Source organism: Micromonospora sp. LOL_024 (assembly GCF_048060415.1).
GTDB lineage: Bacteria > Actinomycetota > Actinomycetes > Mycobacteriales > Micromonosporaceae > Micromonospora.
The window spans coordinates 46,462-69,707 of sequence record NZ_JBHMIS010000021.1 but is presented as its reverse complement, the minus strand read 5'-3'; the positions used below and the strand labels follow the sequence as shown (position 1 = coordinate 69,707).

At 71.2% G+C, this 23,246-nt stretch carries 27 protein-coding genes and 2 pseudogenes; 15 read left to right on the top strand and 14 right to left on the bottom strand.

Annotated elements, in window-relative coordinates; genetic code table 11:
• Positions 1-11 precede the first annotated feature (11 nt).
• The 3 genes from ACFHWY_RS20235 to ACFHWY_RS20225 form a co-directional block, all read right to left on the bottom strand.
• Positions 12-1,163: an Mrp/NBP35 family ATP-binding protein gene (locus tag ACFHWY_RS20235; protein WP_416581782.1), complete on the bottom strand. Its 1,152-nt coding sequence runs from the start codon at positions 1,161-1,163 to the stop codon at positions 12-14.
• A gap of 79 nt (positions 1,164-1,242) precedes the next feature.
• The gene (locus ACFHWY_RS20230) at positions 1,243-1,875 is read right to left on the bottom strand and encodes a DUF1003 domain-containing protein (RefSeq protein ID WP_416581781.1); all 633 of its coding nucleotides are present in this window, start codon (positions 1,873-1,875) and stop codon (positions 1,243-1,245) included.
• The gene (locus ACFHWY_RS20225; RefSeq protein ID WP_416581780.1) at positions 1,868-3,178 is read right to left on the bottom strand and encodes a magnesium transporter MgtE N-terminal domain-containing protein; all 1,311 of its coding nucleotides are present in this window, start codon (positions 3,176-3,178) and stop codon (positions 1,868-1,870) included. Before ACFHWY_RS20225 ends, ACFHWY_RS20230 begins: the two co-directional genes overlap by 8 nt.
• An 80-nt stretch (positions 3,179-3,258) precedes the next feature.
• On the opposite strand from ACFHWY_RS20225, the gene ACFHWY_RS20220 reads away from it, so the two are divergent.
• On the top strand, positions 3,259-4,128 hold the full coding sequence (locus ACFHWY_RS20220; protein WP_416581779.1) for a PhzF family phenazine biosynthesis protein: 870 nt from the start codon (positions 3,259-3,261) through the stop codon (positions 4,126-4,128).
• A gap of 83 nt (positions 4,129-4,211) precedes the next feature.
• Positions 4,212-4,676, top strand: coding sequence for a hypothetical protein (locus ACFHWY_RS20215; RefSeq protein WP_416581809.1), 465 nt, complete (start codon positions 4,212-4,214; stop codon positions 4,674-4,676).
• Positions 4,677-4,682: 6 nt separating this feature from the next.
• Here the strand turns inward: ACFHWY_RS20215 and ACFHWY_RS20210 are convergent, their stop codons facing one another.
• Positions 4,683-5,396 (bottom strand): HAD family hydrolase, encoded by a 714-nt coding sequence (locus tag ACFHWY_RS20210; protein WP_416581778.1) that lies wholly within the window; start codon positions 5,394-5,396, stop codon positions 4,683-4,685.
• A gap of 109 nt (positions 5,397-5,505) precedes the next feature.
• Here ACFHWY_RS20210 and ACFHWY_RS20205 point away from each other — a divergent pair, with 109 nt between their 5' ends.
• Entirely contained in the window at positions 5,506-6,468 is a 963-nt protein-coding gene (locus tag ACFHWY_RS20205) for a DMT family transporter (RefSeq protein ID WP_416581777.1), read from the top strand.
• A 10-nt stretch (positions 6,469-6,478) separates the two neighbouring features.
• On the opposite strand, the gene ACFHWY_RS20200 is transcribed toward ACFHWY_RS20205, so the two are convergent.
• Both ACFHWY_RS20200 and ACFHWY_RS20195 read right to left on the bottom strand, forming a co-directional pair.
• A complete protein-coding gene (locus ACFHWY_RS20200; protein ID WP_416581776.1) occupies positions 6,479-7,198 on the bottom strand; it encodes a GNAT family N-acetyltransferase in 720 nt (239 codons plus the stop codon).
• Between the two features lie 67 nt (positions 7,199-7,265).
• The gene (locus ACFHWY_RS20195; RefSeq protein WP_416581775.1) at positions 7,266-8,111 is read right to left on the bottom strand and encodes an SDR family NAD(P)-dependent oxidoreductase; all 846 of its coding nucleotides are present in this window, start codon (positions 8,109-8,111) and stop codon (positions 7,266-7,268) included.
• 58 nt (positions 8,112-8,169) lie between these two features.
• On the opposite strand from ACFHWY_RS20195, the pseudogene ACFHWY_RS20190 reads away from it, so the two are divergent.
• A pseudogene (locus tag ACFHWY_RS20190) lies at positions 8,170-8,265 on the top strand (CoA ester lyase); the annotation flags it as partial.
• Between the two features lie 57 nt (positions 8,266-8,322).
• Here ACFHWY_RS20190 and ACFHWY_RS20185 read toward each other — a convergent pair.
• A complete protein-coding gene (locus ACFHWY_RS20185; protein WP_416581774.1) occupies positions 8,323-8,892 on the bottom strand; it encodes a DUF4190 domain-containing protein in 570 nt (189 codons plus the stop codon).
• 190 nt (positions 8,893-9,082) lie between these two features.
• On the opposite strand from ACFHWY_RS20185, the gene ACFHWY_RS20180 reads away from it, so the two are divergent.
• Positions 9,083-9,919: an SDR family NAD(P)-dependent oxidoreductase gene (locus ACFHWY_RS20180; protein WP_416581808.1), complete on the top strand. Its 837-nt coding sequence runs from the start codon at positions 9,083-9,085 to the stop codon at positions 9,917-9,919.
• Positions 9,920-9,926: 7 nt separating this feature from the next.
• On the opposite strand, the gene ACFHWY_RS20175 is transcribed toward ACFHWY_RS20180, so the two are convergent.
• A complete protein-coding gene (locus ACFHWY_RS20175; protein WP_416581773.1) occupies positions 9,927-10,421 on the bottom strand; it encodes a DUF4190 domain-containing protein in 495 nt (164 codons plus the stop codon).
• 59 nt (positions 10,422-10,480) lie between these two features.
• Between ACFHWY_RS20175 and ACFHWY_RS20170 the strand changes: the two are divergent.
• Positions 10,481-10,969: pseudogene (locus ACFHWY_RS20170) on the top strand (acyl-CoA dehydrogenase family protein); the annotation flags it as partial.
• Positions 10,970-11,014: 45 nt separating this feature from the next.
• Here ACFHWY_RS20170 and ACFHWY_RS20165 read toward each other — a convergent pair.
• From ACFHWY_RS20165 to ACFHWY_RS20155, 3 genes are read right to left on the bottom strand one after another with little or no spacing between them, the layout of a single operon-like run.
• On the bottom strand, positions 11,015-11,542 hold the full coding sequence (locus tag ACFHWY_RS20165; RefSeq protein ID WP_416581807.1) for a DinB family protein: 528 nt from the start codon (positions 11,540-11,542) through the stop codon (positions 11,015-11,017).
• Positions 11,543-11,590: 48 nt separating this feature from the next.
• Complete coding sequence (locus ACFHWY_RS20160) at positions 11,591-11,998, bottom strand: CoA-binding protein (protein ID WP_416581772.1); 408 nt, start codon at positions 11,996-11,998, stop codon at positions 11,591-11,593.
• A 43-nt stretch (positions 11,999-12,041) separates the two neighbouring features.
• Positions 12,042-14,105, bottom strand: a complete 2,064-nt coding sequence (locus ACFHWY_RS20155; RefSeq protein ID WP_416581806.1) for an intein-containing Rv2578c family radical SAM protein — start codon at positions 14,103-14,105, stop codon at positions 12,042-12,044.
• A gap of 91 nt (positions 14,106-14,196) precedes the next feature.
• On the opposite strand from ACFHWY_RS20155, the gene ACFHWY_RS20150 reads away from it, so the two are divergent.
• Positions 14,197-14,601, top strand: a complete 405-nt coding sequence (locus ACFHWY_RS20150; RefSeq protein ID WP_416581771.1) for a thiol-disulfide oxidoreductase DCC family protein — start codon at positions 14,197-14,199, stop codon at positions 14,599-14,601.
• Between the two features lie 39 nt (positions 14,602-14,640).
• Here the strand turns inward: ACFHWY_RS20150 and ACFHWY_RS20145 are convergent, their stop codons facing one another.
• The 3 genes from ACFHWY_RS20145 to trxA all read right to left on the bottom strand — a co-directional run bounded on the left by ACFHWY_RS20145 (position 14,641) and on the right by trxA (position 16,540).
• Entirely contained in the window at positions 14,641-15,606 is a 966-nt protein-coding gene (locus ACFHWY_RS20145; protein WP_416581770.1) for an MFS transporter permease, read from the bottom strand.
• Positions 15,603-16,043 carry a hypothetical protein gene (locus ACFHWY_RS20140; protein WP_416581769.1) on the bottom strand — a complete coding sequence of 147 codons (441 nt, stop codon included), beginning with the start codon at positions 16,041-16,043 and terminating at the stop codon, positions 15,603-15,605. The genes ACFHWY_RS20145 and ACFHWY_RS20140 overlap by 4 nt, the downstream gene beginning before the upstream one ends.
• 134 nt (positions 16,044-16,177) lie before the next feature.
• A complete protein-coding gene (gene trxA, locus ACFHWY_RS20135; RefSeq protein WP_416581768.1) occupies positions 16,178-16,540 on the bottom strand; it encodes a thioredoxin in 363 nt (120 codons plus the stop codon).
• Between the two features lie 606 nt (positions 16,541-17,146).
• Here trxA and ACFHWY_RS20130 point away from each other — a divergent pair.
• The 8 genes from ACFHWY_RS20130 (at position 17,147) to ACFHWY_RS20095 (ending at position 23,214) form a co-directional block, all read left to right on the top strand.
• Positions 17,147-17,623 (top strand): hypothetical protein, encoded by a 477-nt coding sequence (locus ACFHWY_RS20130; RefSeq protein WP_416581767.1) that lies wholly within the window; start codon positions 17,147-17,149, stop codon positions 17,621-17,623.
• A 67-nt stretch (positions 17,624-17,690) separates the two neighbouring features.
• On the top strand, positions 17,691-18,314 hold the full coding sequence (locus ACFHWY_RS20125; protein WP_416581766.1) for a TrmH family RNA methyltransferase: 624 nt from the start codon (positions 17,691-17,693) through the stop codon (positions 18,312-18,314).
• A 15-nt stretch (positions 18,315-18,329) separates the two neighbouring features.
• On the top strand, positions 18,330-19,082 hold the full coding sequence (locus ACFHWY_RS20120) for a DUF6758 family protein (RefSeq protein ID WP_416581765.1): 753 nt from the start codon (positions 18,330-18,332) through the stop codon (positions 19,080-19,082).
• Positions 19,083-19,197: 115 nt separating this feature from the next.
• Positions 19,198-19,356, top strand: coding sequence for a hypothetical protein (locus ACFHWY_RS20115; RefSeq protein ID WP_007455302.1), 159 nt, complete (start codon positions 19,198-19,200; stop codon positions 19,354-19,356).
• 6 nt (positions 19,357-19,362) lie between these two features.
• Entirely contained in the window at positions 19,363-20,238 is an 876-nt protein-coding gene (locus tag ACFHWY_RS20110; RefSeq protein ID WP_416581764.1) for a PH domain-containing protein, read from the top strand.
• A gap of 102 nt (positions 20,239-20,340) precedes the next feature.
• The gene (locus tag ACFHWY_RS20105; RefSeq protein ID WP_416581763.1) at positions 20,341-21,102 is read left to right on the top strand and encodes a SigE family RNA polymerase sigma factor; all 762 of its coding nucleotides are present in this window, start codon (positions 20,341-20,343) and stop codon (positions 21,100-21,102) included.
• Positions 21,103-21,158: 56 nt separating this feature from the next.
• The gene (locus ACFHWY_RS20100) at positions 21,159-22,361 is read left to right on the top strand and encodes a hypothetical protein (protein WP_416581762.1); all 1,203 of its coding nucleotides are present in this window, start codon (positions 21,159-21,161) and stop codon (positions 22,359-22,361) included.
• On the top strand, positions 22,354-23,214 hold the full coding sequence (locus ACFHWY_RS20095) for a PHP domain-containing protein (protein ID WP_416581761.1): 861 nt from the start codon (positions 22,354-22,356) through the stop codon (positions 23,212-23,214). The genes ACFHWY_RS20100 and ACFHWY_RS20095 overlap by 8 nt, the downstream gene beginning before the upstream one ends.
• Positions 23,215-23,246 lie beyond the last annotated feature (32 nt).

The following is a 23,246-nucleotide window of genomic DNA, read 5'->3' as shown; positions in this document are numbered from 1 at the left end:
GCCCGGAACGCTCAGCGGCCGGCCGGCTTGAGGCCCAGCGGCTTACCGATCAGCGACTCGCGGCGGACCGCCAGTCGGTCGGCGACCTGGCCCAGCGCCTTCGACGCCGCAGAGTCCGGCTCGGCCAACACGATCGGGTTTCCGTCGTCGCCCGCCTCGCGTACCCGGGTGTCGAGCGGCACCTGACCCAGCAGCGGCACCTGCGCGCCGATGGTCTGCGTCAGCGAGTCAGCCACCGTCTGACCGCCGCCGGCACCGAAGATCTCCAGCCGGGAACCGTCCGGCAGCTCCAGCCAGGACATGTTCTCGATCACACCGACGATCCGTTGGTGCGTCTGCAGGGCTATCGCGCCGGCCCGCTCGGCCACCTCGGCGGCGGCGGCCTGTGGCGTGGTGACCACCAGGATCTCGGCGTTCGGCAGCAGTTGGGCCAGCGAGATGGCCACATCGCCGGTGCCGGGGGGCAGGTCCAGCAGGAGGACGTCGAGGTCACCCCAGTAGACATCGGCGAGGAACTGCTGCAACGCGCGGTGCAGCATCGGGCCGCGCCAGACCACGGCGGCGTTGCCGGCGGTGAACATGCCGATCGAGATGACCTTCACGCCGTGCGCCTCAGGCGGCATGATCATGTCTTCGACCCGGGTGGGAAGGCCCTCCGCGCCGAGCATCCGTGGCACGGAGTGTCCATAGATGTCCGCGTCGACCACGCCGACGGAGAGGCCCCGGGCAGCCAGTGAGGCGGCCAGGTTCACCGTCACGCTGGACTTGCCCACCCCACCCTTGCCGCTGGCCACCGCGTAGACCCGGGTACGACACCCCGGCTGGGCGAACGGGATGACAGGCTCCTGGCCGGCCGCGCCCCCGCCACGCAGCTTGGTCTGGAGCGCCTGGCGCTGCTCGGTGCTCATCACGCCGAACTCGATCTCGACGCCGGTGATCCCGCTCACCGCGCTCACCGCGGCGGTGATGTCCGAACGCAGCTTGTCCTTCAGCGGGCAGCCGGCCACGGTGAGCAGCAGCTCGACCCGGACCACACCGTCCTGGCCGACCTCGGCGGAGCGGACCATGCCGAGTTCGGTGATCGGCCGGTGGATCTCCGGGTCGTTGACGGTGGCCAGGGCGGCCTGAACCGCGTCGTTGACGGTGCTGACGGGAGCTGACATGCCGGCAATGTTACGTCGGTCCGGTCCGCCGCCGACGGCTGCCGCGGCCGGTGTGAGCGAGTCGATCGGGCGCCGGTGGTCAGCTCTGCGGGGCGCGGGGGGCTTCTGCGTCCTGGCGGCCGCCACCGGAATGGCCACCGTCGACCTCGTCGCGGGGCTCCTCCAGCCCGCCCCGACCGGCCAGCGTATCGGCGGAACTGTCCCGCTGCCGCCGGTCCCTCCGCTGCCGCCGCTGCGCCGCCTCGTCCAGCTCCTCGGCCAGCCGGGCCAGCTCCGAGCGGACGAAATCCCGGGTCGCCACCTCGCCCAGCGAGATCCGCAGCGCGGCGATCTCACGGGCCAGGTACTCCGTGTCAGCTTTCTGCATGGTGGCCCGGCGGCGGTCCTCCTCCATCCCCACCCGATCCCGGTCGGCCTGACGGTTCTGCGCCAGCAGGATCAGCGGAGCCGCGTACGACGCCTGGATGGACAGGACCAGGGTGAGGAAGGTGAAGGTGTACGGGTCGAAGCGCAGTCCGGACGGGGCGAGGGTGTTCCAGAGGAACCACGCGCTGATCACCAGCGTCATGTAGACGATGAAGTTCGCCGTGCCCATGCCACGTGCGATGCCCTCGGCCCAGCGCCCGAAGGTCTCCTGGTCGACCCGGGGCAGCTTCAGCCCGCGAGGCTCCCGCGGGAGGTCCAGCCGCTCCGCTCGTCGCTGCTCACTCATGTTTACCGTCCGTCGCCGCGTCGGGGGCGGCAGCCCTGGTCGCCGCGTCCGGGGTGGTGCCCACCACCGCGTCACGGTCCCGCCAGTCCCGGGGGAGTAGATGGTCCAGCACGTCGTCAACGGTGACCGCGCCCACCAGCCGGTTGTTCCGGTCGATCACCGGCATGGCCACCAGGTCGTAGGTGGCCATCCGGCGGGTGATCTCCGGCAGCGGAGTGTTCGGGCGCAGCGGGTCGATGTCGTTGACCACCACGCCGCCGAGCAGGTCGGCCGGCGGCTCCCGGAGCAGCCGTTGAAAGTGCACCATGCCCAGGTACCGTCCGGTGGGCGTGGCCATCGGCGTACGGGCCACGAACACCTGCGCGGCCACCGCCGGGGAGAGCTGCGGCTCCCGGATCCGGGCCAGCGCCTCCGCCACGGTCGCGTCGGGCGGCAGGATGACCGGCTCGGAGGTCATCACGCTGCCCGCCGTGCCCGGCGTGTAGTTCAGCAACTGCCGCACCGAGTCGGCCTCGTCCGGCTCCATCAGGTCGAGCAGCACGTCCTGCTCCGGCGGCGGCAGCTCGCCGAGCAGGTCGGCGGCGTCGTCCGGGTCCATCTCCTCCAGGACGTCGGCGGCCCGCTCGCGGTCCAGTGCGGCCAGGATCTCCACCTGGTCGCGTTCGGGCAGCTCACTGAGAACGTCGGCGAGCCGTTCGTCGTCCAGGGCGGCAGCTACCTCGTTGCGCCGGGTGTCGGGCAGGTCCTGCAACGCGTTGGCCAGGTCGGCCGGGCGCATCTCCTCCAGCACCGCCAGCAGGTTGGCGGTGCCGCGGGTGTCCGCCACACCACTGAGACCGCGGACCTGATCCCACTCGACCTGGTGCAGGTGGCCCCGGCGGGCCAGCCGGCCGGTCTGCTCGCGTACGGCCACCCGGGCCAACGACCACTCGCCACTGCGGTTGCACTCCATCGCCACGTCCACCACCGCCGCCGCCCGGCCCTCGGGGGCGACCTGCACCCGACGGTCCAGCAGTTCCTGCAGTACCAGCAGTTCGTTGGGGCGCTTCTCGAAGCGGCGCAGGTTGAGCGTGCCGCTGCCCAGCACGATGGCGTCGGCGTCGACCGAGGTGATCCGGTTGATGGAGAGGAAGATCCGTCGACGCATCGGCATCTCGGCGACCAGACCCACCACCTCGGGCGGCCGTTGACTCGCCCGCAACCGGGCGACCGCGTCGCGTACCCGGCCCACCTGGTCGCCGTTGGGGTCGAAGACCGCGACTCCGGCGAGGCGGGCGATGTAGACCCGGGTCGGCGTGCTCACGGGCACCAGCCTAGGGCGTGGGCCGAAGTCCCGGCCCGGCTGTGCCGTGGACAGACGCCGGAGGGCCTAGTGTTTATCACATGTCGACCTTGGCTTACGAGATCGTGGACGTCTTCACCGACCGTCCGTACGCCGGGAACCCGCTCGCGGTGGTCTTCGGTGCCGAAGGGCTGGCCACCGAGCAGATGCAGGCTCTGGCCCGGGAGTTCAACCTCTCGGAGACGGTCTTCGTGCTGCCTGCCACCCAGGTCGGCGCCACCTACCGGGCCCGGATCTTCACCCCGGTCGACGAACTGCCGTTCGCGGGTCATCCCAGCGTCGGCGCCGCGGTGACCGCCAGCCGGCGCGGTCTGTTCGATGCCGGGCAGGTGACCCAGGAATGCGGTGCGGGGGTGATGCCGATCGAGGTGACCGACGGCGCGGCCACCCTGACCGGCGGCACCCCCACCCTCGGGCCGGAGCTGGATCCGGAGCCGCTGCTGGAGATGGCCGGTCTGCGCGCCGGCGACCACCTCGGTCCGCCGCCGCGGGTGGCCGGCTGCGGACTGGAGTTCCCGTTCCTGCCGGTACGCCCCGACGCGCTGGCTCGGGCCGAGGTCGATTCGGTAACGGCACGGCGGTACGGGATCGAGCACGTCAGCGTCTTTTCCTGGGACGTCCCGACCCGAACCGCCCACGCCCGGGTCTTCGTTCCCGGTCTTGGTGTACCGGAGGATCCGGCAACCGGGTCGGCGGCGCTCGGCCTCGGGGTGTGGCTGGTCGCCAGCGGACTGCTGCCCGGCGACGAACGATCGTCGTACACCGTCCGGCAGGGCGCCGAGATGGGCCGGCCGTCCTCGTTGGCATGCACGGTCACTGCGGCCGGCGGCACGGTGCTGGGCGCCAGCGTCGCCGGTCAGGTGATGCCGGTGGCGCGGGGGGAGATCCTGGTCCCCCCGTTCGTCGGGTGAATGGTCGGCACGGACCAGCCCGGGTAGGAGAGGATGCGGCGGTGACCGACGAGCGGGACAGCAGCCCACTGGTGAACGAGGCGATGAAGAAGGCGTCGGTGGCCTGGGTGGCGGTGGCGGGTGGCCCGTCGCTCGCCCTGTGGTGCGTGCCGCTGGAGGGCGCGCTGTTCGTGGTCACCGGCCCCGGCGAGCAGTCCGCCCCCGGCCTGGCCGAGGCTTCCGAGGCTCAGGTGACGCTGCGTGGTGACCACGGCGGCCGGATCGTGACCTGGCCGGCGCGGGTGACCCGGGTGACCCCGGGCGGCGAGGAGTGGGAAACTCTGGCCCCGCTTGTGGGGGCCAAGCGGTTGAACGCCCGAGGTGCCACCGTGGACCTGGTGGCGCGCTGGGCGGCCGAGGGCTGCACGCTGCTGCGGCTCGCTGCCGGCGGTGAGCCGGAGCACGGCGGTGGGCTGCCCGACGGCTCGCTGGCCGAGTCACCCCGCCCGTCGCCGGCCGTGCGGGCCACCCGCAGGCCGTTCCGGCTGCACCGGGTCCGGCGGCGCTGAGGCCGGTCAGGCACCCGCGACTGGCGCCGGCACGATGATCTCCTCGACCAGGTCGAGCACCTCGCCCAGGGAGCCCAGCACCGGACCGGTCCACCCGGCGTCGAGGTTGAAGACCAGGTGCTGGGCGAGGTCCGGCGTGGCCAGCCGGACTGCGCTCAGGCCGGCGCGCCGCGCGCCGGTCAGCTCCTGGCTGCCGCCGTCACCCACGTAGAGGCAGTCCTGCGGGTGTAGGCCCAGCCGCGCGCAGGCGGCCAGGTAGAGCGCGGCGTCGGGTTTGCACCGTCCCGCCTGGATGGAAAAGACCTGGACGTCGAGCAGCGGGGCAATCGCCAACTCCGGCAGGAACAGTGGCAACTCGTGGGTGCAGTCGCTGATCACACCGGTCCGCACGCCCCGCCGCCGAAGCGCCCGCAGGGTCCCCACCGCCTCGTTCCGCAGCCGGGTGTCCGCGCGTACGGCCCGGTGCCGGGCAGCGACCGCGGCCCGCAGCATCTGCTCCGACGGGCGGACGCCGGCCTGCTCACACACCCACCGCAGGGTGGCTTCGGCGCTGCCTAAGCGCCCGCAGGCCCGTTCGTAGAAGCTGCCGTCGAGCACCTGCACGAAGGTGTCCGGCGGGCAGTTGAGCAACTCTGCGGTGCGGCGATGACCGGCGCCACGCTGGACCGGACGGGTCAGCGTGCCGAAAAAGTCGAACAGCACCGCCTGGAACCTGGGCATCGGGAACTGCCTCCGGGCGGATGGGGGGAGAGCCCCGGCGAGGACGCGCGTGATCGTAACCGAAGGCTGACGGAAAGTGGTGCCCGTTGACGTGTGAGGATTGCATCTCGTGTCCCCCGAACCCCACCGTCCGCCGCTCGACCTGCTGACCGGCGGAGCGCTGGCGCTCGCCGTCGTGGCCGTCTCGTCCTCCGCGCCGCTGATCGCCTTCGCCGCCGCACCCGCCCTGGCCATCGCGTTCTGGCGCAACGTGCTGGCGGTCGCCGTGCTGGGTCCGTTCGCCGTGGCTCGGCGACGGGACGAACTCCGGTCGCTGGTCAGCGGGGTCGGCCGGCGTGACGGCATGTTCTGCGTGCTGTCCGGGGTCGCGTTGGCGGCGCACTTCGCCACCTGGATGCCGAGTGCGAAACTCACTTCGGTGGCAGCGGCGACAGCGCTGGTCGCGACCCAGCCGGTCTGGCAGGGCCTGATCGCGAAAGCTCAGGGCCGCCGGCTGCCGGCCGGTGTCTGGGCCGGTATCGGCGTGGCGGTCGCCGGGGCGGTGCTGGCCACCGGGGCGGACTTCACGGTGTCCGCCGAGGCATTCGTGGGTGATCTCCTCGCGGTCGCCGGTGGTCTGTTCGCGGCGGTGTACACGGCGTTGGGCGAACGTGCCCGGGTCACGGTCAGCACCGCCACCTACACCACTATCTCCTACGGCGTCTGCGGGTTGATCCTGCTGGTCGTCTGCCTGGTCGGCCGGTTACCGCTGGGTGGCTTCGACACCGGGACGTGGCTGGCCGTGCTCGCCCTGGTCGCCGGGGCCCAACTGCTCGGCCACTCGATGTTCAGCTACGCGTTGCGGCGGATCTCGGCCACCACGGTCAGCGTGCTGATCCTGCTGGAGGCCCCCGGTGCCGCCCTGATCGGCTGGGCGTGGCTGGGCCAGCTGCCGGACCCGGTGACGCTGCCCGGCCTGTTGTTGCTGCTGGTGGGCGTCGCGGTGGTGGTGCTCTCCACCGCCCGCACGGCCCGCCGAGCCCGACGGGTGAGCACCGCCGTACCCGCCGACGCGGCTCCCATCCGCGAGTGAGGGCCGCCGGTCAGACCTCGTGCACCTCCAGCACCCGGGTCGTCGGCGCGGCCTCGCCCAGCATCGTGCGCAGGGCGGTCCGCTCCGGATCGGCCAGGGCCGCCTCGTAGCCGGCCCGGGTGTCGAACCGGATGACGTGCGCCTCGGTACGCCCGTCGCCGGTGCGTAGCCGCCGCTCCACCCGCCCGCCATGGCGCCGCAGCAGCGAGAGCACGGTGTCCTCGTACTGCTGGCCGGCCTCGACCGCGGCGGCCGGTATCTCGACCAGCGCGACCAGGCGCACCGCGGTGGCCGAGTCGGTGACCAGCGACTTCCAGAACTGGTGGTCGACGTGGCCACCCGGGATGCCCTCCCGGCGGCCGGTGTCGAGGTAGCCGTGTCGACGGTAGAAGTCGGGGGCCTGGAAGGAGAACGAGGCGACCGAGATCTCGGTGCAGCCGCGGCGACGGGCCTCCTCCTCGGCCGCCGCCAGCAGCCGGCTGCCCCAGCCCTCGCCCCGGCGGTCCGCGTGGACCCAGACCAGGTTGATCCCGGCACAGGCCCCCCAGCTCCACCCGGTCAGCCCGGCCACCAGGTCACCGCCCGAGTCGGTGACCTTCACCGAAAGGTCCGCCTCGTCGTCGGCGCCCGTCGCCTGCTGGTTGAAGGCGGTCAGCTCCGCCTCCAACCGGGCGGCCAACTCCTCGTCCTTGCCGTACACCCGCAGGTTGGTGCTCCCGGTCGTGGTCATGCCGCGGAGTATCGCAACGTGACCGGATCCCCGCGACCCTGTCGTGCTGCCGCCAGCGGCCTTCCGGTCAGGCGGTGATGCCGACGGCGACGGCGCTGGCCGTCCAGAGTCGGGCCGCGAGCCGCGGGTCGGCGGCCCTGGGCAGGGGACGGCGCGGCCGGCAGTCGAAGTAGTAACCGCCGTCGATCAGCCGGGACCGGTCCTGGTTGGCCAGCCACACCAGCGTCTGCGCACCCTTGACCGGGCCGCGCAGCGGCAGCAGGCGCATACCCAGGGCGACCACCCTGCTCTCGTTGCCGAAGCGGGTCCGCACCACGCCGGGGTGGAAGCAGTACGAGCCGACCGCCGGCCACCTGCGGGCCGCCTCCGCGGTGAACAAAATGTTCGCCTGTTTGCTGGTGCCGTACGCGGACAACGGGCCGTAGCCGCGCAGCGGCGCGTTGAGGTCGTCGGGGTCGAGGGTGCCGCTGCGGTGCGCGCCGGAGGCGGTGACCACCATCCGACGGACCCGGTCGGCCAGCAGGTTGCCGAGCAGGAATGGCGCCAGGTGGTTGGCCTGGATGGAGAGCTCGAAACCGTCGACCGTGGTGATCGGCTGGAGCACGATCGCGCCCGCGTTCTGGGCCAACACGTCGATCCGGTCGTACGCCGCGCGTAGCTGCCCGGCCAACTGCCGGACGTCGTCGAGCGCCGCGAAGTCGGCGCGGAACACCTCGGGCAGTTCCCCGGAGGCCTCGCGCACCTCGTCGGCGGCGGCCCGTAGCCGGGACGGGTCCCGGCCGACCAGCACCACCTGGTCGCCACGGCGCCCGAGGTCGACGGCGGCGGCCAGTCCGATGCCGGAACTGGCGCCCGTCACCACCACCAGTCGACGGTCAGTGAGATCTTCCGCAGGTCCATTCACCCCGGTCACGGACCGAGGTTACCGTGACGTCACAAGCACCTCGATGCCGCGAACGAGGTCTACTCGCATCGACGAGGCGTCCCGCAAGATGGCGCTGGTGGTCGCGGCCAAGGGGCGGGCCGCCGCCATGACGCGTACCTCCGCCTTCACCCCGCCCGCCGAGTGGTCGGCTCAGGTCACCTGTCTGCCCCGGCCGTCACCGGGGCAGACGGGCAACGGTTCAGACGTTCGACGAGTTCGCGATGGCGATGGCGATGGCGATGCCGTAGCCGATGATCACCAGCGCGAGCAGGCCGGTGAGGATCCAGCCGACGATGATGGCCGCCTTCGCCATTCCCTCGCCGCCCTCGCCGGTCTCCCGGATCTGGCGCATGGCAACGTGACCTATGATCGCCCCGACCGGGGCGGTGATGCACGAACCGATTCCGATCAGGGAGAGCACCAGGGCGACGATGGCCATGGAGTTCGTCTTCTGCTGTGGGTAGCCGTACCCGGGCGGTGGGTAGCCGTAGCCGGGTGGTGCCGGTGGATATCCCGGGGGTGGGGCGGGCGGGTACCCGGCTGGTGGATATCCGGCGGGTGGGTACGGTGCGGCGGCTGGTGGGGCACCGAGATCCGACTTCATGCCGGCGTACGGGTCGGCTGTCGGCTGGTACGGGTCGTACCCGGTGGGCTGCGATGGCACCGGTGGTTGTGGGCTCACCGGCATGGTCGGGTCGACGGGTGGGCTGGAAGGGTGGCCGGTCGACGCGGGGTCGGGCCAGCCGCCGGACGGCGGGGGCTGTGTCATCGGGGGTTCTCCTCCGTCGCGTTGCTGTGGCGCAGTCAGGGTAGTCACCGGGGGACAATTCCCGACGCGCCCGGCACCGGCCCGCGTTGCCCGGCGCGGCAGCAGAGGGCAGGATCTCGGCATGGGGATTGACGCACGCGCGACCGACCGTTCCGGCAACAGACCGAGACGGGACGTCAGCCGCCCAGGTGTGGCCCGGCGTTCCCGCCCCGTCGCGACGCCCGGGCCCACCGACCAGGACGCACCCGAGGCGCTGCCCGAGCCGGTGACGATGCGGTTGGACGGCAGGGTCGCGCTGGTGACCGGGGCGGGCAGCCCGGACGGCATCGGGTACGCCACCGCACGTCGACTGACCGATCTGGGCGCCCGGGTGGCGATCGTCTCGACCACCCGACGGATCCACGAACGGGCCGGCGAACTGGGCGTGATCGGCTTCGTGGCCGACCTCACCGACGAGTCGGAGGTGGGTGCGTTGGCCGACGCCGTGGCCGAACAGCTCGGTGACGTGGAGGTGCTGGTCAACAACGCCGGCCTGGCCAGCCGGGCCAGCCCGGAGGTGCTCCGCCCGGTCGCCCAGCTCAGCTACGACGAATGGCATGGGGAGATCGACCGGAACCTGACTACGGCCTTTCTGTGCAGCCGGGCGTTCATCGGCGGGATGGCCGAGCGCGGCTGGGGCCGGATCGTGAACCTGGCGGCGACCGCCGGGCCGGTCAACGCGCAGCCCACCGAGGCGGCGTACGCGGCGGCCAAGGCGGGTGTGGTGGGGCTGACCCGGGCGTTGGCGATGGAGATGATCGCCGACGGGGTGACCGTCAACGCGGTGGCTCCGGGCACCATCTACACCGCCGCCTCGACCATGGCCGAGCTCAAGCAGGGCCTGGGTACGCCGGTGGGGCGGCCCGGCACACCGGACGAGGTGGCCGCCGCGATCACGTTCCTCTGCTCGCCGGCCGCGTCGTACATCACGGGCCAGATGCTGGTGGTCGACGGCGGGAACAGTGTCCGGGAGTCCCAGTTCCGCTGAGCGGGGGTCAGGTGTTGGTGCTGCCGGAGCCGGCCCAGATCGCCAGCGCGAGCCAGCCGCAGCAGGCCACCAGGAAGATTCCGGTGAAAACGTAGCTGAGGATCAGACCCCAGGTGGCCAACTGTTCGCCGTCCTCGCCGCTGGTGCGCAGCTGCCGTTTGGCCAGATGCCCGAGAGCGATGCCGGCGGGGGCGAAGACGAAGGCGAAGACCAGCGACAGGACGGCGAGCACGTTGGTACCGCCACCGCCGCCCTGTGGAGACGGCGGGCCGTACTGCCCGTAGGGCACCTGCGGGGTGTACGGCGGCTGCTGTCCCCACTGCTGGCCGGGTGGCGGCTGGCCCGGGTGCTCGTACGCCGGCTGCCCGTAGGCCGGCTGGCCTGGCTGCGGCCCGTAGGTCTGGCCGTACTGGGGCTGGTCTGGCTGCTGCCCGGACGGCTGCCCGCCGGGAGGTGGCTCGTAGGGCGACGGTGGCTGGTCCGGTTCGGGTGGTTGGCTCACGTTCTCCTCCTCCGTGCCGCCCGGCGGCTCCGACCGGTACGCCCTGGTGGATGGGCACCCATTGCGGGACGCTACCCGCAGCGGTGAACCTTTTCACAGCGTTGTGTGGACTGGTCACCTTGGTCGCGTTCGGCCTCACCATCGCCGAGGTGCACGGCGGTCTCGGCGAGTCCCTGCTGACCTACGCCCTGGTGGTGGAGGAGCTTTCCCGGGGCTGGATGTCGATCTCCGGCATCGTCAACACGCACTTCATCGTGGCGTACCTGATCTCGCAGCACGGCTCCGCCGAGCAGCAGGCCCGGCTGCTGCCGAGAATGGCCACCGGCGAGGTGTGCGGAGCCTTCTCGATGTCGGAGCCGGAGTGCGGCTCCGACGTCTCGGCGATCAAGTCGAAGGCGTTCCGCATCCACGGCGGCTACGGCTACTCCACCGAGTACGAGATCGAACGGCTGATGCGGGAGGCGCCGTTCCTGCTCATCGGCGAGGGCACCTCCGAGATCCAGAAGACCATCATCTCCCGCGGCCTGCTCCGTTACTACAAGCTTTAAGGAAGGGCCCCCTGTCAACGCCTCCGGTAGAACTGGGGGCCCCTGTTAACGCCCGGCAGGTTGCGCGGCGCGCGTCAGTCGGAGTTGGCCGATTTCGGCCACGTTCTTCATCAGTTCGGCGTTGACCCACCCCAGCAACTGCGCGACGGTATGCCCGCTCTCTGCCGGCCAGGGAAATGCGGCGGTGGTGTCGAGGTCGGCGTCGGTCAGGGTGTCGGTCAGGGTCAGCCACCGCTCGCGCAGCTCGCGCAACCAGCTCACGGTCTCCTCTCCCGGCCCTGGCCAGTCGACGTCCTCGCGCGTCGGGACGGGCCGCCCGTGCAACTGGTCGATGGCCGCGCTCCACCACCAGCCGAGGTGCCAGGTGAGCCAGGCGATCGTGGGTACCGGGACCGGATCGGGTTCAGTGTCCGCCCAGTCCGGCGTCCAGGCTCCCTCGGAGCCTCGGTGCATGGTCCAGCTGAGTTCGGCTGGTTTCCAGCAGAAGTCCGTCGGTTCGAGCCGTTCGAGGTGGTACTCGAACAGCGACCAGGTCAGGTCGAACTGCCACCGCAGGAGGGCCCGGCAAGACATCGGCACCCGGAAAGGATGCTGGTCACCGCCGCCGAAGTCTACTGGAATTCAGTTCGCGCGGGTCAGTCCGGCGGCGGCGCGCTCCACGATGAGGCAGCGGTTCTCCACGTAGTCGACGCCGGCCTCCTCGGCGATCCGCCGGGCCGGTGGCGAGACGATGCCGAGCTGCAACCACACCGCCGGGGCCCCGAACGCCACCGCCTGGCGGACCACGTCCACGGCGTCCTCCGCCGGCCGGAACACGTCGACCAGGTCGACCGGGTGCGGAATGTCGGCCAGGGACCGGTACACCGGCTCGCCGAACAGCTCGTCGGCGATCGGGTTGACCGGGATGATGCGCCAGCCGTACCGCTGCAACTCGGCCGGCACCCGGTGGGCGGCCTTGGCCGGGTCGCGCGAGGCACCCACGACGGCGATCACGGCGGAGTCGGCGAGGATCTGCTGGGCGGAGCGCACCCGCCGACTCTAGCCGCGCCACCCGCCGGGCGATAACGGCAGGTCAGAGCAGGCTCAGCTGTTCAGGCTCCGGCGTAGGGGGCGGCACGTCGCGGTGTCCGCCGCGTTCGGGCCGGATCAGGCCGTGGCGGCGGGCGGCGATGCGTACCCGTGCGGTCAGTTCCCGTTGGTAGGACTGGGGCGCGTAGGAGCCCGACCGGTAGAGCTCACGGTAGCGGGGCAGGAGCCGGGGATGCTCGCGGGCGAGCCAATGCGCGTACCACTCGCGGGCGCCGGGGCGCAGGTGCAGCGGTAGCGGGGTCACGCTGGCCGCACCGGCGGCCGCGATCGCCGCGACGGTGGCCTCGATGGACTCGTCGGAGTCGCTGAGGCCGGGCAGGATCGGTGCCATCAACACCCCGACCTCGAAGCCGGCGTCGGCGAACTGGCGTACGGCGTCGAGACGTCGGCGTGGGCCCGGTGTGCCCGGCTCGACCGACCGCCACAACGCTTCGTCGACGGCGCCCACCGAGAAGGCGATGCCGACCCGGGTGACGTCGGCGGCCTGCCGCAGCAGCGGCAGGTCACGCAGGATCAGGGTGCCCTTGGTCAGGATCGAGAAGGGGTTCGCGAAGTCGCGCAGCGCCTCGATGATCGGTGGCATCAGCCGGTAGCGGCCCTCGGCCCGCTGGTAGCAGTCGACGTTGGTGCCCATCGCGAGGTGCGCACCCCGCCAGCGCGGCGCGGCCAGCTCGCGGCGTACCAGCTCGCCCGCGTTGACCTTGACGATCACCTGCCGGTCGAAGTCGGCCCCGGCGTCGAACTCAAGGTAGGTGTGGGTGTTGCGGGCGAAGCAGTTGTGGCTCACCACCCCGTCGGCGACGAAGTCACCGGTACCCGTGGTGATGTCCCACAGGGGAAGGTCCACCCCGAGAGATTCGATCGCGGTGACCCGGAGGCTGGCCTGGCACCTCACCGCCGCCCCCTCGACGATTTCCCGTCTGCGGGTGGTGGCGGGATCGGTCAGGTGAAAGAACCGTAGACGTTCAGCGAGGCCAACCGTAACCCGCAGGGTGCGGGCCCTGCTGGCCGGGTCACGGTCCTCGACGATGGAGGGCAGGACGAAGTGACGTAGTGCGTCCGCTGTCCGGGTCAGGATGGTCTCGTCGCCACAGGAGATCCGTAGGATCCCCCTGCTGCAACTTCCCCCGGCGTCGAAGATGCCGGCGAGGAAACCTCGGTACCAGTCGTCGTCGGGCTGCTCGGGCCACCTGATCAGCCTGCGGATAGCGCCTAGGTCCGCTTCCTTGGGGGAGCGGACGGCTTCCATCGCTCTGCGGCGTGAATTCGCAGGTGTGAAGGAGAACCATGCCGTTCCCACTCCGAAGGCGCGCAGGTAACGCCGGGCGCGGTGCAGCGCCTCCTCGTCGGCCGGTGCGGGCCGAAACCTGTGCGCGACGCCGTGCGGGTGAACGAGGGTGCCCAGGTTGCCGTCGCCACGAGTGATGCCGCAGAGATAACCTTGTCGGTAGGCGTCGTTCTCCTTCGGTCCGGCCGCGAATCGCCCTGTGCCGATCAAGCGGTCGTTCGTGGTCAGGTATGGGCGCCGGCTGTCGCCGTTCATGGCGCCCGTGACGTGCTTCCAGCCCTCGTCGGTGAGGAAGCGGTGGTCGCCGCTCGCGACGAGTGTCGTTCCGTCTGCGAGCGTGAGCCGGTAGGCCGGCTTCGTCGTCGACCACTTGGCCGCAACGGTGGTCACCGCGTAGCGGCGGTGGTCACCCTGCCGTTCGGTCCCGCAGATCCGATCGCCGACCACCAAATCGCGTATCGCTCTGGTACGTCCGTCGGCCATCAAGATCGGAGTGTCGCCAGACAGGCAGTAGACGCAGGCATGGCTGCATCCCCGGTACGGGTTGATCGTCCACTCGAAGGGTGCCCGTGATGTGCCGGGAACCTTGTTGAGGATCGACTTGGCCCGCACCTCGTAGAAAGTCATCCCGGCGAAGTCCGGGGTGTCGAAGGTGCGGACGACCGCGTCGGGCAGCGCCAGCGGCAGGGGTGGCGTCGCTGGCGCTGCCCGACCGGGAACTCCCTCGACCGGGGGAGCGGTGAGGTTGTCCCAGCGCATGGCTGCCATTCGAACACACGTACGATCACGGTGCAAGTGATCCGCCGGACACCCGAGCGCGGGCCCTCCTGCGCCGGGGGAGGATTGCGGCATGGAGAGGTCTACCTTCGTCTACGACGGGGACTGCGCGTTCTGCACCCGCTGCGCGGAGTTCATCGGGCGCCGGATCCCGACCGGGGCCCACGTGGTGCCCTGGCAGTTCGCCGACCTCGACCGGCTCGGCTTGACCGAGGCCGACTGCGAGGAGGCGGTGCAGTGGGTGGGGCGCGACGGCAGCCGCGCGGCCGGTCCGGAGGCGATCGCCGCGTTGCTCGGCGACAGCGGTCTGCTCTGGCGGGCCGCCGGGGTCGGGCTGCGGTTCCCGCCGGTACGCGCCGCCGCCTGGCCCGCGTATCGCTGGGTGGCCCGCAACCGGCACCGGATGCCTGGCGGCACGGCCGCCTGCTCGCTGCCCCAGGAGACACGGGATCGCCTGTACGGCCCGACGGGCAGCTGACTCCTGGCCTGGCCCGCGCAGAGTGCCACCGACCGCCGGCTACGGCGTGGCCGGACCGGGAACTGGCTCGCCCTCGACGAGCGGGACGTCCGGCTGCCTGGCGTCGTCGAGCGTTCCGGGGCCGGCGTCGGTGCCGTCGTCCGGGACCGACGGGGACGCGCGGCCGGTGTCGTTGCCGGGCCGGCGGGCCAGCAGTCGCCGGGCCGCGACGACCGGACGGACCCGCTCCAGGTGTAGGAAGCTGGTCATGGCGGCCAGGTGCGGTGCGAACGAGATGGTGATGGTCGCCATGGTGACCAGGTGGAACGAGTACAGGAAGCCGACCATGGCGTGCCGCCAGCGTTCGGGTAGTACGAAGATGACCGGACTGAGCAGCTCGAAGGCGAGGATGCCGAACTGGGCGACGAGCAGCAGGTGCGGCACCTGGGCGATCAGATCCGCCAGCTCGGTGCCGCGACGGATGATCGCCTTCGCCAGCACCGAGCCGGTCGCCCAGTCCAGGCCGCCGAACCGGAACTTCGCCAGGGTGGCGAGGAAGTAGGTGCAGATCACTGCGATCTGGGTGACCCGCAGGGCCCATCCGCCGGCCTCGCTCCTGGTCGGATCGCCGTGCCGGGCCCGGCCCGCGGTGGGGAGCACCGCCAGCGCGACGAGCAGGGCGAACCGGTCGTGGTCCACCTTTCCGTAGCTCATCGCGATGATCATCCACTCGAGATAGAGCGCGAAGACCGTCCAGCCGAGCAGCCGGGGTGCCCGCCCGGTGGCCGCGAGTAGGGCCAGCAGCAGCAGCACCCAGAAGATCACGCCCACCAGCGTCGCGGTGGGTGTGGGCAGCGGTAGTACCCGTCCGACGAAAAGTGGCTGGTAGAGGTCGCCGGGCACGTCGACGCGGGCGCGTACCCACGGGGTGAAGATGACCAGGTCGGCGGCGACGAAGAGGTAGACCAGGGTGCGGAAGGCGGCGACGCGGCCTCGGGGTACCGCCTCGGTCAGCCAGCGGCTCACGGCGTGACTTCCCAACGCACGACGGTCTCGTCGGCCCACCGGCCGGTGGGCCGACGGTCGGTGATGTCGTGCCAGCGAATCACGATCCTGACCTCGGCCAGCGGTGGAGCGGCGGGATGGCGTCGGGTGTAGGCATCGGCCACCTCCCGCAGCCGGCCAGGGTCGGCGACGTACTGGCTCTGCTGGCCTTCGATCTCGGCTCGCCGGATGCCGGTCGCGCCCTCGCCGAGGTCGACGAGGGCGCCGGCGTGGTCCACGCCCTCGATCCGGGTGTCCGGTGCATCCGCGTCAGCGGGATCGGAGGTGGAGTACATCCGGAAGGGCCCGAACGGGAAGTGGTCGTCCTGGCCCCATATGGTGCCGGCGAGCAGGACGGCCAGGCAGAGCGCTGTGACTCCCAGTCGGATGGTGCGGCCGCGGCTCGTCAACGCTTCCATAGCGTGGTGAAGATACGGCATGCGTGTCGGCCGGCGCAGCCCGATTGGCGGTGCCGGTCCGACCTGCGACGTGCGTGGTCCACGGACGCCGTCGGTGGCCGGGTCCCGAGTTCGGGCCCGGCCACCGGGTGGCGTCAGTGCTTGTGGTCGGCGAGCTTTTTGCGTACGTCGTCCATGTCGAGGGCGCGAACCTGCTCGATGAGGTTCTCCAGAGCCGAATCCGGAAGCGCGCCCGGCTGGGCGAAGACGATCACGCCGTCGCGGATCGCCATGATGGTCGGGATGGACCGGATGTCGAACTTGGCGGCGACTTCCTGCTGCGCCTCGGTGTCCACCTTGCCGAACGTGATGTCGGAGTGCTTCTCGGAAGAGCGCTCGTAGACCGGGGCGAACCGCTTGCAGGGGCCGCACCACTCGGCCCAGAAGTCGACCAGCACGATGCCGTCGCTCTCGGTCACCTGGTCGAAGTTAGCCGTGGTCAGCTCGACGGTTGCCATCTGAATCTCTCCGATCACGCGGAACAGGTACGTCTGGTTGGAACCGGTGGGTACCCCGTCGCATTCCCGCCGAGGTACCACCGAAACGCTGGGACGGTGCCGCTGGGTGCTTTGTCCGCATCGATCACCGTCGGTGCCGGAGCGCTCCGCAGATCGCAAATGCACGTCGCAATTGCGTAACCGGCCGTGATGGGAGCGTTTCCAGTGAGATCTACTCAATGTCGCGCTACGAGGTGGTAACTTCCGTGCTGACTAGCGCTGATTCGGCCTGCGGAGATCGCCTTTTGTTAGATGATCAATTACTCTGAGTAATGTAACAAGAAGGTAAATGTGACCTCGGTCTCTGTGCAGCAGGACACCCGTACGGCAGAATCTTGAAGCATCAGAGCGTGGGCGGCGGGTGCCGGGGAGGGCCCCGCCGCTCATTGCGTCCGGCCTCGGTCGGTGTGACTCTTCGCCACCGCCACCGCCACCGCCACCGCCACCGCCCAGCACTGCTTGACCTCAGAGCTGTGCGGCGGGCACCTGTGGCACGCCGTGGTGGGTTCGCGCCGGAGCGGCACCGGCCGGCACCGGGGCACATATGCTGACGCCGGAGGTGGCGGCATGAGTGGACGCGGCGGACGCGGCACAACCACCACGGAATTTTCCGCCACCGAATGGGATCTGCTCACCAGGCTGCCGGGCCGGGTGGTGGTGGCGACCGCCCAGCCCGGCCCCGGGCGACCGCACCGGGGAGTGGCCGCCGGCCTGGCTGGTCTGGACGCGATGGCCGCCGGTCGAGCCTTCGACAGCGACCTGGTCCGGGCGGTGGTGTCCACGATCTACGCCCGGCACGACGGCCCGCCCGCACCGGCGGTCCAACTCGCCGACCTCATGGATGTGCTCGCCGCCTGCCGAGCTGTGGTGCGGGTCCTCGACCGCCGGGCCGACCCGGCCGACTCGGCGGCTTACCGGCAGTGGGTGCAGTCGGTGGCGGCCCGGGTCTGTCGCACCGCGTCGGAGGTGGTGCCGGGCGGCGCGCTGCCCCCCGCCGACCGTCGCTTCCTCGACCGGCTGGGCGGTGCGCTCGACCTGGGCTGAGCGCTGGCGGGTCCGTCGGCCGGCTGCCTGGCGTCGGCCGCCCGGCCGGGGCGTAACCTGCGTGATCGTGACCGCTGAGCAGCTCGACGTCGGTGTGGGACCCTGGCCCGGAGATCCGCCGGACGACCCCCGCTACGACCCGGAGCTGCTCGCCGACGGCGACCGGCGCAACGTCGTCGACCGCTACCGCTACTGGCGGCGCGAGGCGGTCGTCGCCGACCTCGACCAGCGGCGCCACGACTTCCACGTGGCGATCGAGAATTGGCAGCACGACCTCAACATCGGCACGGTGGTGCGCAATGCCAACGCCTTCCTCGCCGCCGAGGTGCACATCGTGGGCCGGCGGCGGTGGAACCGGCGGGGTGCCATGGTGACCGATCGCTACCAGCACGTACGCCACCACGAGACGATCGAGCAGTTCGTCGCGTGGGCGGGAGAGCAGGCTCTGCCGCTGGTTGGGATCGACAATCTGCCCGGCTGTCGGCCGCTGGAGACCGCCACGCTGCCCGGGCGATGCGTGCTGGTGTTCGGCCAGGAGGGTCCGGGCCTCTCCGGTGCCGCACGGGCCGCCTGCGACCAGCTCTTCTCCATCGCCCAGTACGGCTCGACCCGCTCCATCAACGCGGGTGTGGCGAGCGGGATCGCCATGCACGCCTGGGTCCGCGCCCACGCCGGCCCCCCTCCCTCCTGATCCCGGGCACCCGGGGTGGGGAAAGGGGGTACTCCGCTTGACGGGGGGCCGGTGCGGGGCGACGGTTGGGTGGTGACTGTTGCGGTGAGTTGTCCCAGATGTGGTGGGTCGGTGCGTGGGCCGGACCTGATGCACGCCGAGTCCCGCTGCACCGACTGCGGGCCGGTCGCGCCACTGCACGTGCCGGAGAACATCGGCGCGGAGATCGTGGCCAGCGTGGTCGAACACATCCAGGCCGCCGCGCAGCCGAGGCAGCCGACGGTCCCGCTGTGGTGCCCGTGGCCGCTGCCGCCGGGTTGGACCACGACCGGGGTGGCCTGGGCCGGTGACGATCGACTCGGGGTGCGTGCCACGGCGGTCGCCTGCGCCGGCCCCGCGCCGTTCGGTGATGGGCCGGCGGACCTGGTCCTCGTGGCCGAGGAGCCGGGCGTGGGCCTGGGGCCACGGTACGCCGGGGTGTCCGGACCGGATGCCGGGCCGGAGTTGGCCGAGGCGCTGACCGATCCCGGGCCTGGGCATCCAGGGCATGTCGGGCGCGCCGGGATCAGGGTGGCCGGCCACCCGACTCCACTGTGGCTGGTGAGTTCGCTGACAGATCGAAGCGCGTACGCCGGCGAAGCTCGGGGAATGTGGCTCTATGCGATAGCCTGGCCGGCGAGTGCGGGGCATCTGCTCGCGGAGGACGTGCTGCTGCACGACCTGGTCGAGTGGACGCCACCCGAACTTGTGTACGGCGCACCATCTCCTTACCTGCACGGGAAGGCCTGACAAGCCCCCGGAATGTCGGAGAACGGACGCAGATATTCACGGTAAGACACCACGCTGATACTCTGGGTGCCGCTGCGGTAATGGGACCCGGCGCCGCGCGAGAGGATGGCCCGCCATGGTCAAGAAGGTCCTCACCTGGGCCGGAATCGCATTCTTGATCTTCTTCGTCGCCTACCGGCCAAATTCTGCCGCGGACGTGTTCAAGTCGCTGGGTGGCGGCATCATGGACATCGCCCAAGGCTTCGGCGACTTCTTCACGTCACTGGTCGCCTAGCCCGCGATGGGAAGCCCCCCCGGCCCACCCTTCGATCCCGACGACCCGGACCGGGCGCGCCGGGAACGTGACACCGAACCGATCCCCCGGGTCGATCCCGACGACGGCCCGGGCTTCGGTACTGGCCCCCGCCTCTCCGACGGTCCGTCCTTCTCCGACGACGCCGGCTACGGCGACGGTCCAGCCTACGCTGGTGAGGGCCGGTCGGGCCGGAACTTTTCGCATGATCCGGAGGCCGGCTACCTGCCGCCGCAGATCTCCGAGGAGGAGCTTGCCGGGCTGCGTGCCGACGCGAGCGGTTCCGCACCCCGGCGGGTGCTGCCGCTGGAGGACGAGCCCAGCTCACTGGTGGCCCGCTACCTGTTCCCCACCGAGCGGTACCGGGGCGAGTGGAAGCGGCACTGGATTCACCTCATCACCCCGGTCCTGATCGGCATCGCCGCCACCTTCGTGCTCGGCTATCTCTCCGGCTTCCTCGCCGGGCAGGATGTCGGCGCGCTCACCACGATCGCCGTCCTGCTCTGGTTCGGGGTGATGGGCTGGGTGGCGTGGCGGGTCGCCGACTGGTGGTATGACCGGTTCATCCTCACCAACAAGCGGGTCATGGTGGTCAACGGGATCATCACCCGGCGGGTCGCGATGATGCCCCTGGTCCGGGTCACCGACATGAAGTACGAACAGACGCCGGCTGGGCGTGCGCTCAACTACGGCACCTTCGTGCTGGAGTCCGCCGGTCAGGAACAGGCGCTGCGCGAGGTCAAGAACCTGCCCAACCCCAACGAACTCTACCTGCGTGTCGTCGAGGAGATGTACGAGCCGCAGGCGGTCGAGGCGCGGTTGGGCAAGGAGCAGGACGAGGCCAAGGCCGACGACGGAGCCTGATGGAGCGGCTGAAACCCTTCGGCCGATCATCGGCGATGTTGGACGCCTGTCGTCCTCGACCCTACGAGCCGGCTGCGGCAGGATCAGGCGCGGAGGTGGCAGGTGTCCAGCAGCAACCCGTTGGAAGAGGAGTTCCGTGACTTCGTCACGGCCCGCTCCGGCGCACTGCTGCGGACCGCCTATCTGCTCACCGGCGACTGGGGCACCGCCGAGGATCTGTTACAGACCGCGCTGACCAAGACGTACCTGGCATGGAAGCGCCTGGGTGGGATCGGGGCGCTCGAGCCGTACGCCCGCCGAGTCATGGTCAACACGTCGACGAGCTGGTGGCGGCGCCGCTGGCATGGTGAGCGCCCGACCGCGGTCCTGCCCGAGCATGCCGCCGCCGACGAGTTCGAGCAGCGGCTCGACCGGGACGTGCTCTGGCGACACCTCCGGGCGCTGCCCGCCAGGCAGCGCGCGGTGTTGGTGCTGCGCTTCTACGAGGACATGTCGGAAGCACAGACCGCCGCCCTGCTTGAGATCTCACCCGGCACGGTGAAGAGCCAGACCTCTCGGGCGCTGGCCACGCTGCGCCGGCGGATGGGCGCGGAGAAGACCTTCGTGCCGGCCGTCCACGCCACGTCCGTGCCGGGCTGTTCGGGCGGCGCCGCCCCTGACAGGGCACCGGGCGCTGACCGTCCCGCCGCTTCCGCGCCGCGCGGCGTCGGCGGTCGACGCGACCTGCTCGGCGGCGACCCGCCCGGCCGGGTGCCTCCCGGCCCGGCGGGCCGGGCCGCAACGACACCGCTGGCCTCGGCGCAGCCGGAAGATGCCCCGCCCGTGCCGCAGCCGGAGGGCAACCTGGTCGGAGAACCCCGGTGAGCGGCGTTTCCGGAGGTCGTGACAACCCGGCTGGGGCGTCGGATCGTTCATTGGACGTGCCGCAGAACGAGCTGGAGGACGCTGTCAGGAAGGCGTTGTCCGGACGGGTGGCAGCGCCGCCCGCGCTAACCGGTGATATCGCGAGTGCGGTGATCGGGCGCGCCAACCGCATCCAGCGTCGTCGAGCCGCAGCCGGGATAAGCCTGGCCGCGGTGGTGATCGTGCTGGTCAGTGTGGGTAGCGTGCAGCTGAGCGCCGACCGGCCACCGGTCGGCGGGTCGTTGGCCATCGGCGAGCCGGACCCGCCGCCAGCCGTCACCCGGACCGTCTCGTCGCCCGGGCCGAACACGATGACCCCGTTCGCCGAGATCGACCTGGTGTTGGGCGAGACGATCGTCACCGCGCAGGGTCGGATGGTGCCGCTGCTCGGCACCGGCGTCGTGGAGCGGGCACACCGCCTCACCGGCGGCAGCGGCTGGCTGGCCGTCGGTGAGCCGACCATCGCCGGGCGCGCACTGTGGGCGGTACGCCCGGACGGCACGTCACAGGTGCTGTTGGCTGGCGCCGACGAGATCATCCTGGGCCCGGAGGGCAAGCGGGTCGCCTGGAAACAGGGGACGGTGCTGGCCGCCGCCGGGATCGTCAACGGCGAACTGGTCGACACCGTACGCGCCGAAGTGCCGGCCGAGGTGGTGCCACAGCGGTTCGTCGACGGCGCCGTACTGGTGCGGTTGGCACCGGACCGTCCCGGGCACGCGTTGTGGGGCCCGATGCCCGGCCCGCTGGATCAGGGCACCGACCGGGTCAGCACCCGGATCTTCGATGTGCTGCCCGACGGACGTCTGGTCGGCGAGGTCGCCGTGGGCACAGGCCGACCGTCCTGCCTGACCATTCTCGACCCGGAACAGGGTCTCGCTCCGGCCGGCTCGGACTGTGGGCCGGAGCTGGGCGGCGACGGCCGTGGTTCGGCGTCACCGGACGGGCGTTGGTTGTTGGTGAACGGGCGATCCGAAGGTGAGGATTCGGCGTTGCTGGTGGACCTGAGCCGGTTCGACCCTTCGGCCGAGGTGCGGCCGGTCGGTCCTGCGATGACCGGCACCGTGGTCTGGAGTTCGGCGGGCACCGCCTACTACACCGACACCGCCGGGGAGCTGATCCGGGTGGCCGTCGACCAGGTGGGTGCCAGTCGACCCGCCACCCCGGTCACCCTTCCGGAACTCCCGTCCAGGGAGCTGCCGGTGGTGGTCAGCGGTGGCTGACCGGATCGACCTGCACACCCATTCGACCGCAAGCGACGGCACACTCAGCCCCGCCGAGTTGGTTCGCGCCGCCGCCGAGGCCGGCCTCGACGTGGTGGCCATCACTGACCACGACACCACCGACGGCTGGCAGCCGGCGCTGCGGGCCCTGCCGTCGGGGCTGCGCCTGGTCCGTGGGGCGGAGCTGTCCTGCCGGTGGTACGGCGAGCAGCCGCCGGTGCCCCTGCACCTACTGGCGTACCTCTTCGATCCGGACGCTCCGGAGCTGGTCGCCGAGCTGGCCCGGGTGCGGACCGCCCGGGTGGCCCGCGGCGAGCGGATCGTGGCGCTGCTGCGCGCCGACGGTGTCGACGTGAGCTGGCCGGAGGTCCTGGCCGGGGCGGCCGGCGGCACGATCGGTCGGCCGCACATCGCGCAGGCGCTGATCCGGGCTGGCCTGGTCGCCAGCACCACCGAGGCGTTCGGACCGGACTGGCTGGGGGTTCGGTACCGGCTGCCCAAGGAGGACATCGACGTCTTCCATGCCGTCCGGCTGGTCCGGGCCGCCGGCGGGGTGCCCGTCTTCGCCCATCCTCGGGCCAGTCGACGCGGCCGGATCGTGCCGGACGAACTGATCGCCGAGTTGGCGGCCGTCGGCCTGGTCGGGCTGGAGGCAGACCACGAGGACCACTCGCCGGACGAACGGGCACACGTCCACGGACTCGCCGCCGAACTGGGGCTGCTGGTGACCGGCTCGTCGGACTTCCACGGCACCCACAAGTCGGTGCGGTTGGGCGCGTTCACCACGGAGGCCGAGGCGTACGAGCGGCTCGTCGCCGCCTCCTCCGGGGTGACCGAGGTCGCTTCGGGCTGACCCGGGTTTCGGGCCCGCCGGCCGCCGCTACG

Bases quoted from the DNA above. Each gene is read 5' to 3' on its own strand.
- ACFHWY_RS20115 (WP_007455302.1), top strand. From the start codon at position 19,198: ATGGTCAAGAAGGTCCTCACCTGGGCCGGAATCGCATTCTTGATCTTC.
- ACFHWY_RS20150 (WP_416581771.1), top strand. From the start codon at position 14,197: ATGGAGAGGTCTACCTTCGTCTACGACGGGGACTGCGCGTTCTGCACC.
- ACFHWY_RS20185 (WP_416581774.1), bottom strand. From the start codon at position 8,892: ATGACACAGCCCCCGCCGTCCGGCGGCTGGCCCGACCCCGCGTCGACC.
- ACFHWY_RS20140 (WP_416581769.1), bottom strand. From the start codon at position 16,043: ATGGAAGCGTTGACGAGCCGCGGCCGCACCATCCGACTGGGAGTCACA.
- ACFHWY_RS20155 (WP_416581806.1), bottom strand. From the start codon at position 14,105: ATGCGCTGGGACAACCTCACCGCTCCCCCGGTCGAGGGAGTTCCCGGT.
- ACFHWY_RS20230 (WP_416581781.1), bottom strand. From the start codon at position 1,875: ATGAGTGAGCAGCGACGAGCGGAGCGGCTGGACCTCCCGCGGGAGCCT.
- ACFHWY_RS20130 (WP_416581767.1), top strand. From the start codon at position 17,147: ATGAGTGGACGCGGCGGACGCGGCACAACCACCACGGAATTTTCCGCC.
- trxA (WP_416581768.1), bottom strand. From the start codon at position 16,540: ATGGCAACCGTCGAGCTGACCACGGCTAACTTCGACCAGGTGACCGAG.
- ACFHWY_RS20165 (WP_416581807.1), bottom strand. From the start codon at position 11,542: ATGTCTTGCCGGGCCCTCCTGCGGTGGCAGTTCGACCTGACCTGGTCG.
- ACFHWY_RS20220 (WP_416581779.1), top strand. From the start codon at position 3,259: ATGTCGACCTTGGCTTACGAGATCGTGGACGTCTTCACCGACCGTCCG.
- ACFHWY_RS20215 (WP_416581809.1), top strand. From the start codon at position 4,212: ATGAAGAAGGCGTCGGTGGCCTGGGTGGCGGTGGCGGGTGGCCCGTCG.
- ACFHWY_RS20110 (WP_416581764.1), top strand. From the start codon at position 19,363: ATGGGAAGCCCCCCCGGCCCACCCTTCGATCCCGACGACCCGGACCGG.
- ACFHWY_RS20200 (WP_416581776.1), bottom strand. From the start codon at position 7,198: ATGACCACGACCGGGAGCACCAACCTGCGGGTGTACGGCAAGGACGAG.
- ACFHWY_RS20235 (WP_416581782.1), bottom strand. From the start codon at position 1,163: ATGTCAGCTCCCGTCAGCACCGTCAACGACGCGGTTCAGGCCGCCCTG.
- ACFHWY_RS20210 (WP_416581778.1), bottom strand. From the start codon at position 5,396: ATGCCCAGGTTCCAGGCGGTGCTGTTCGACTTTTTCGGCACGCTGACC.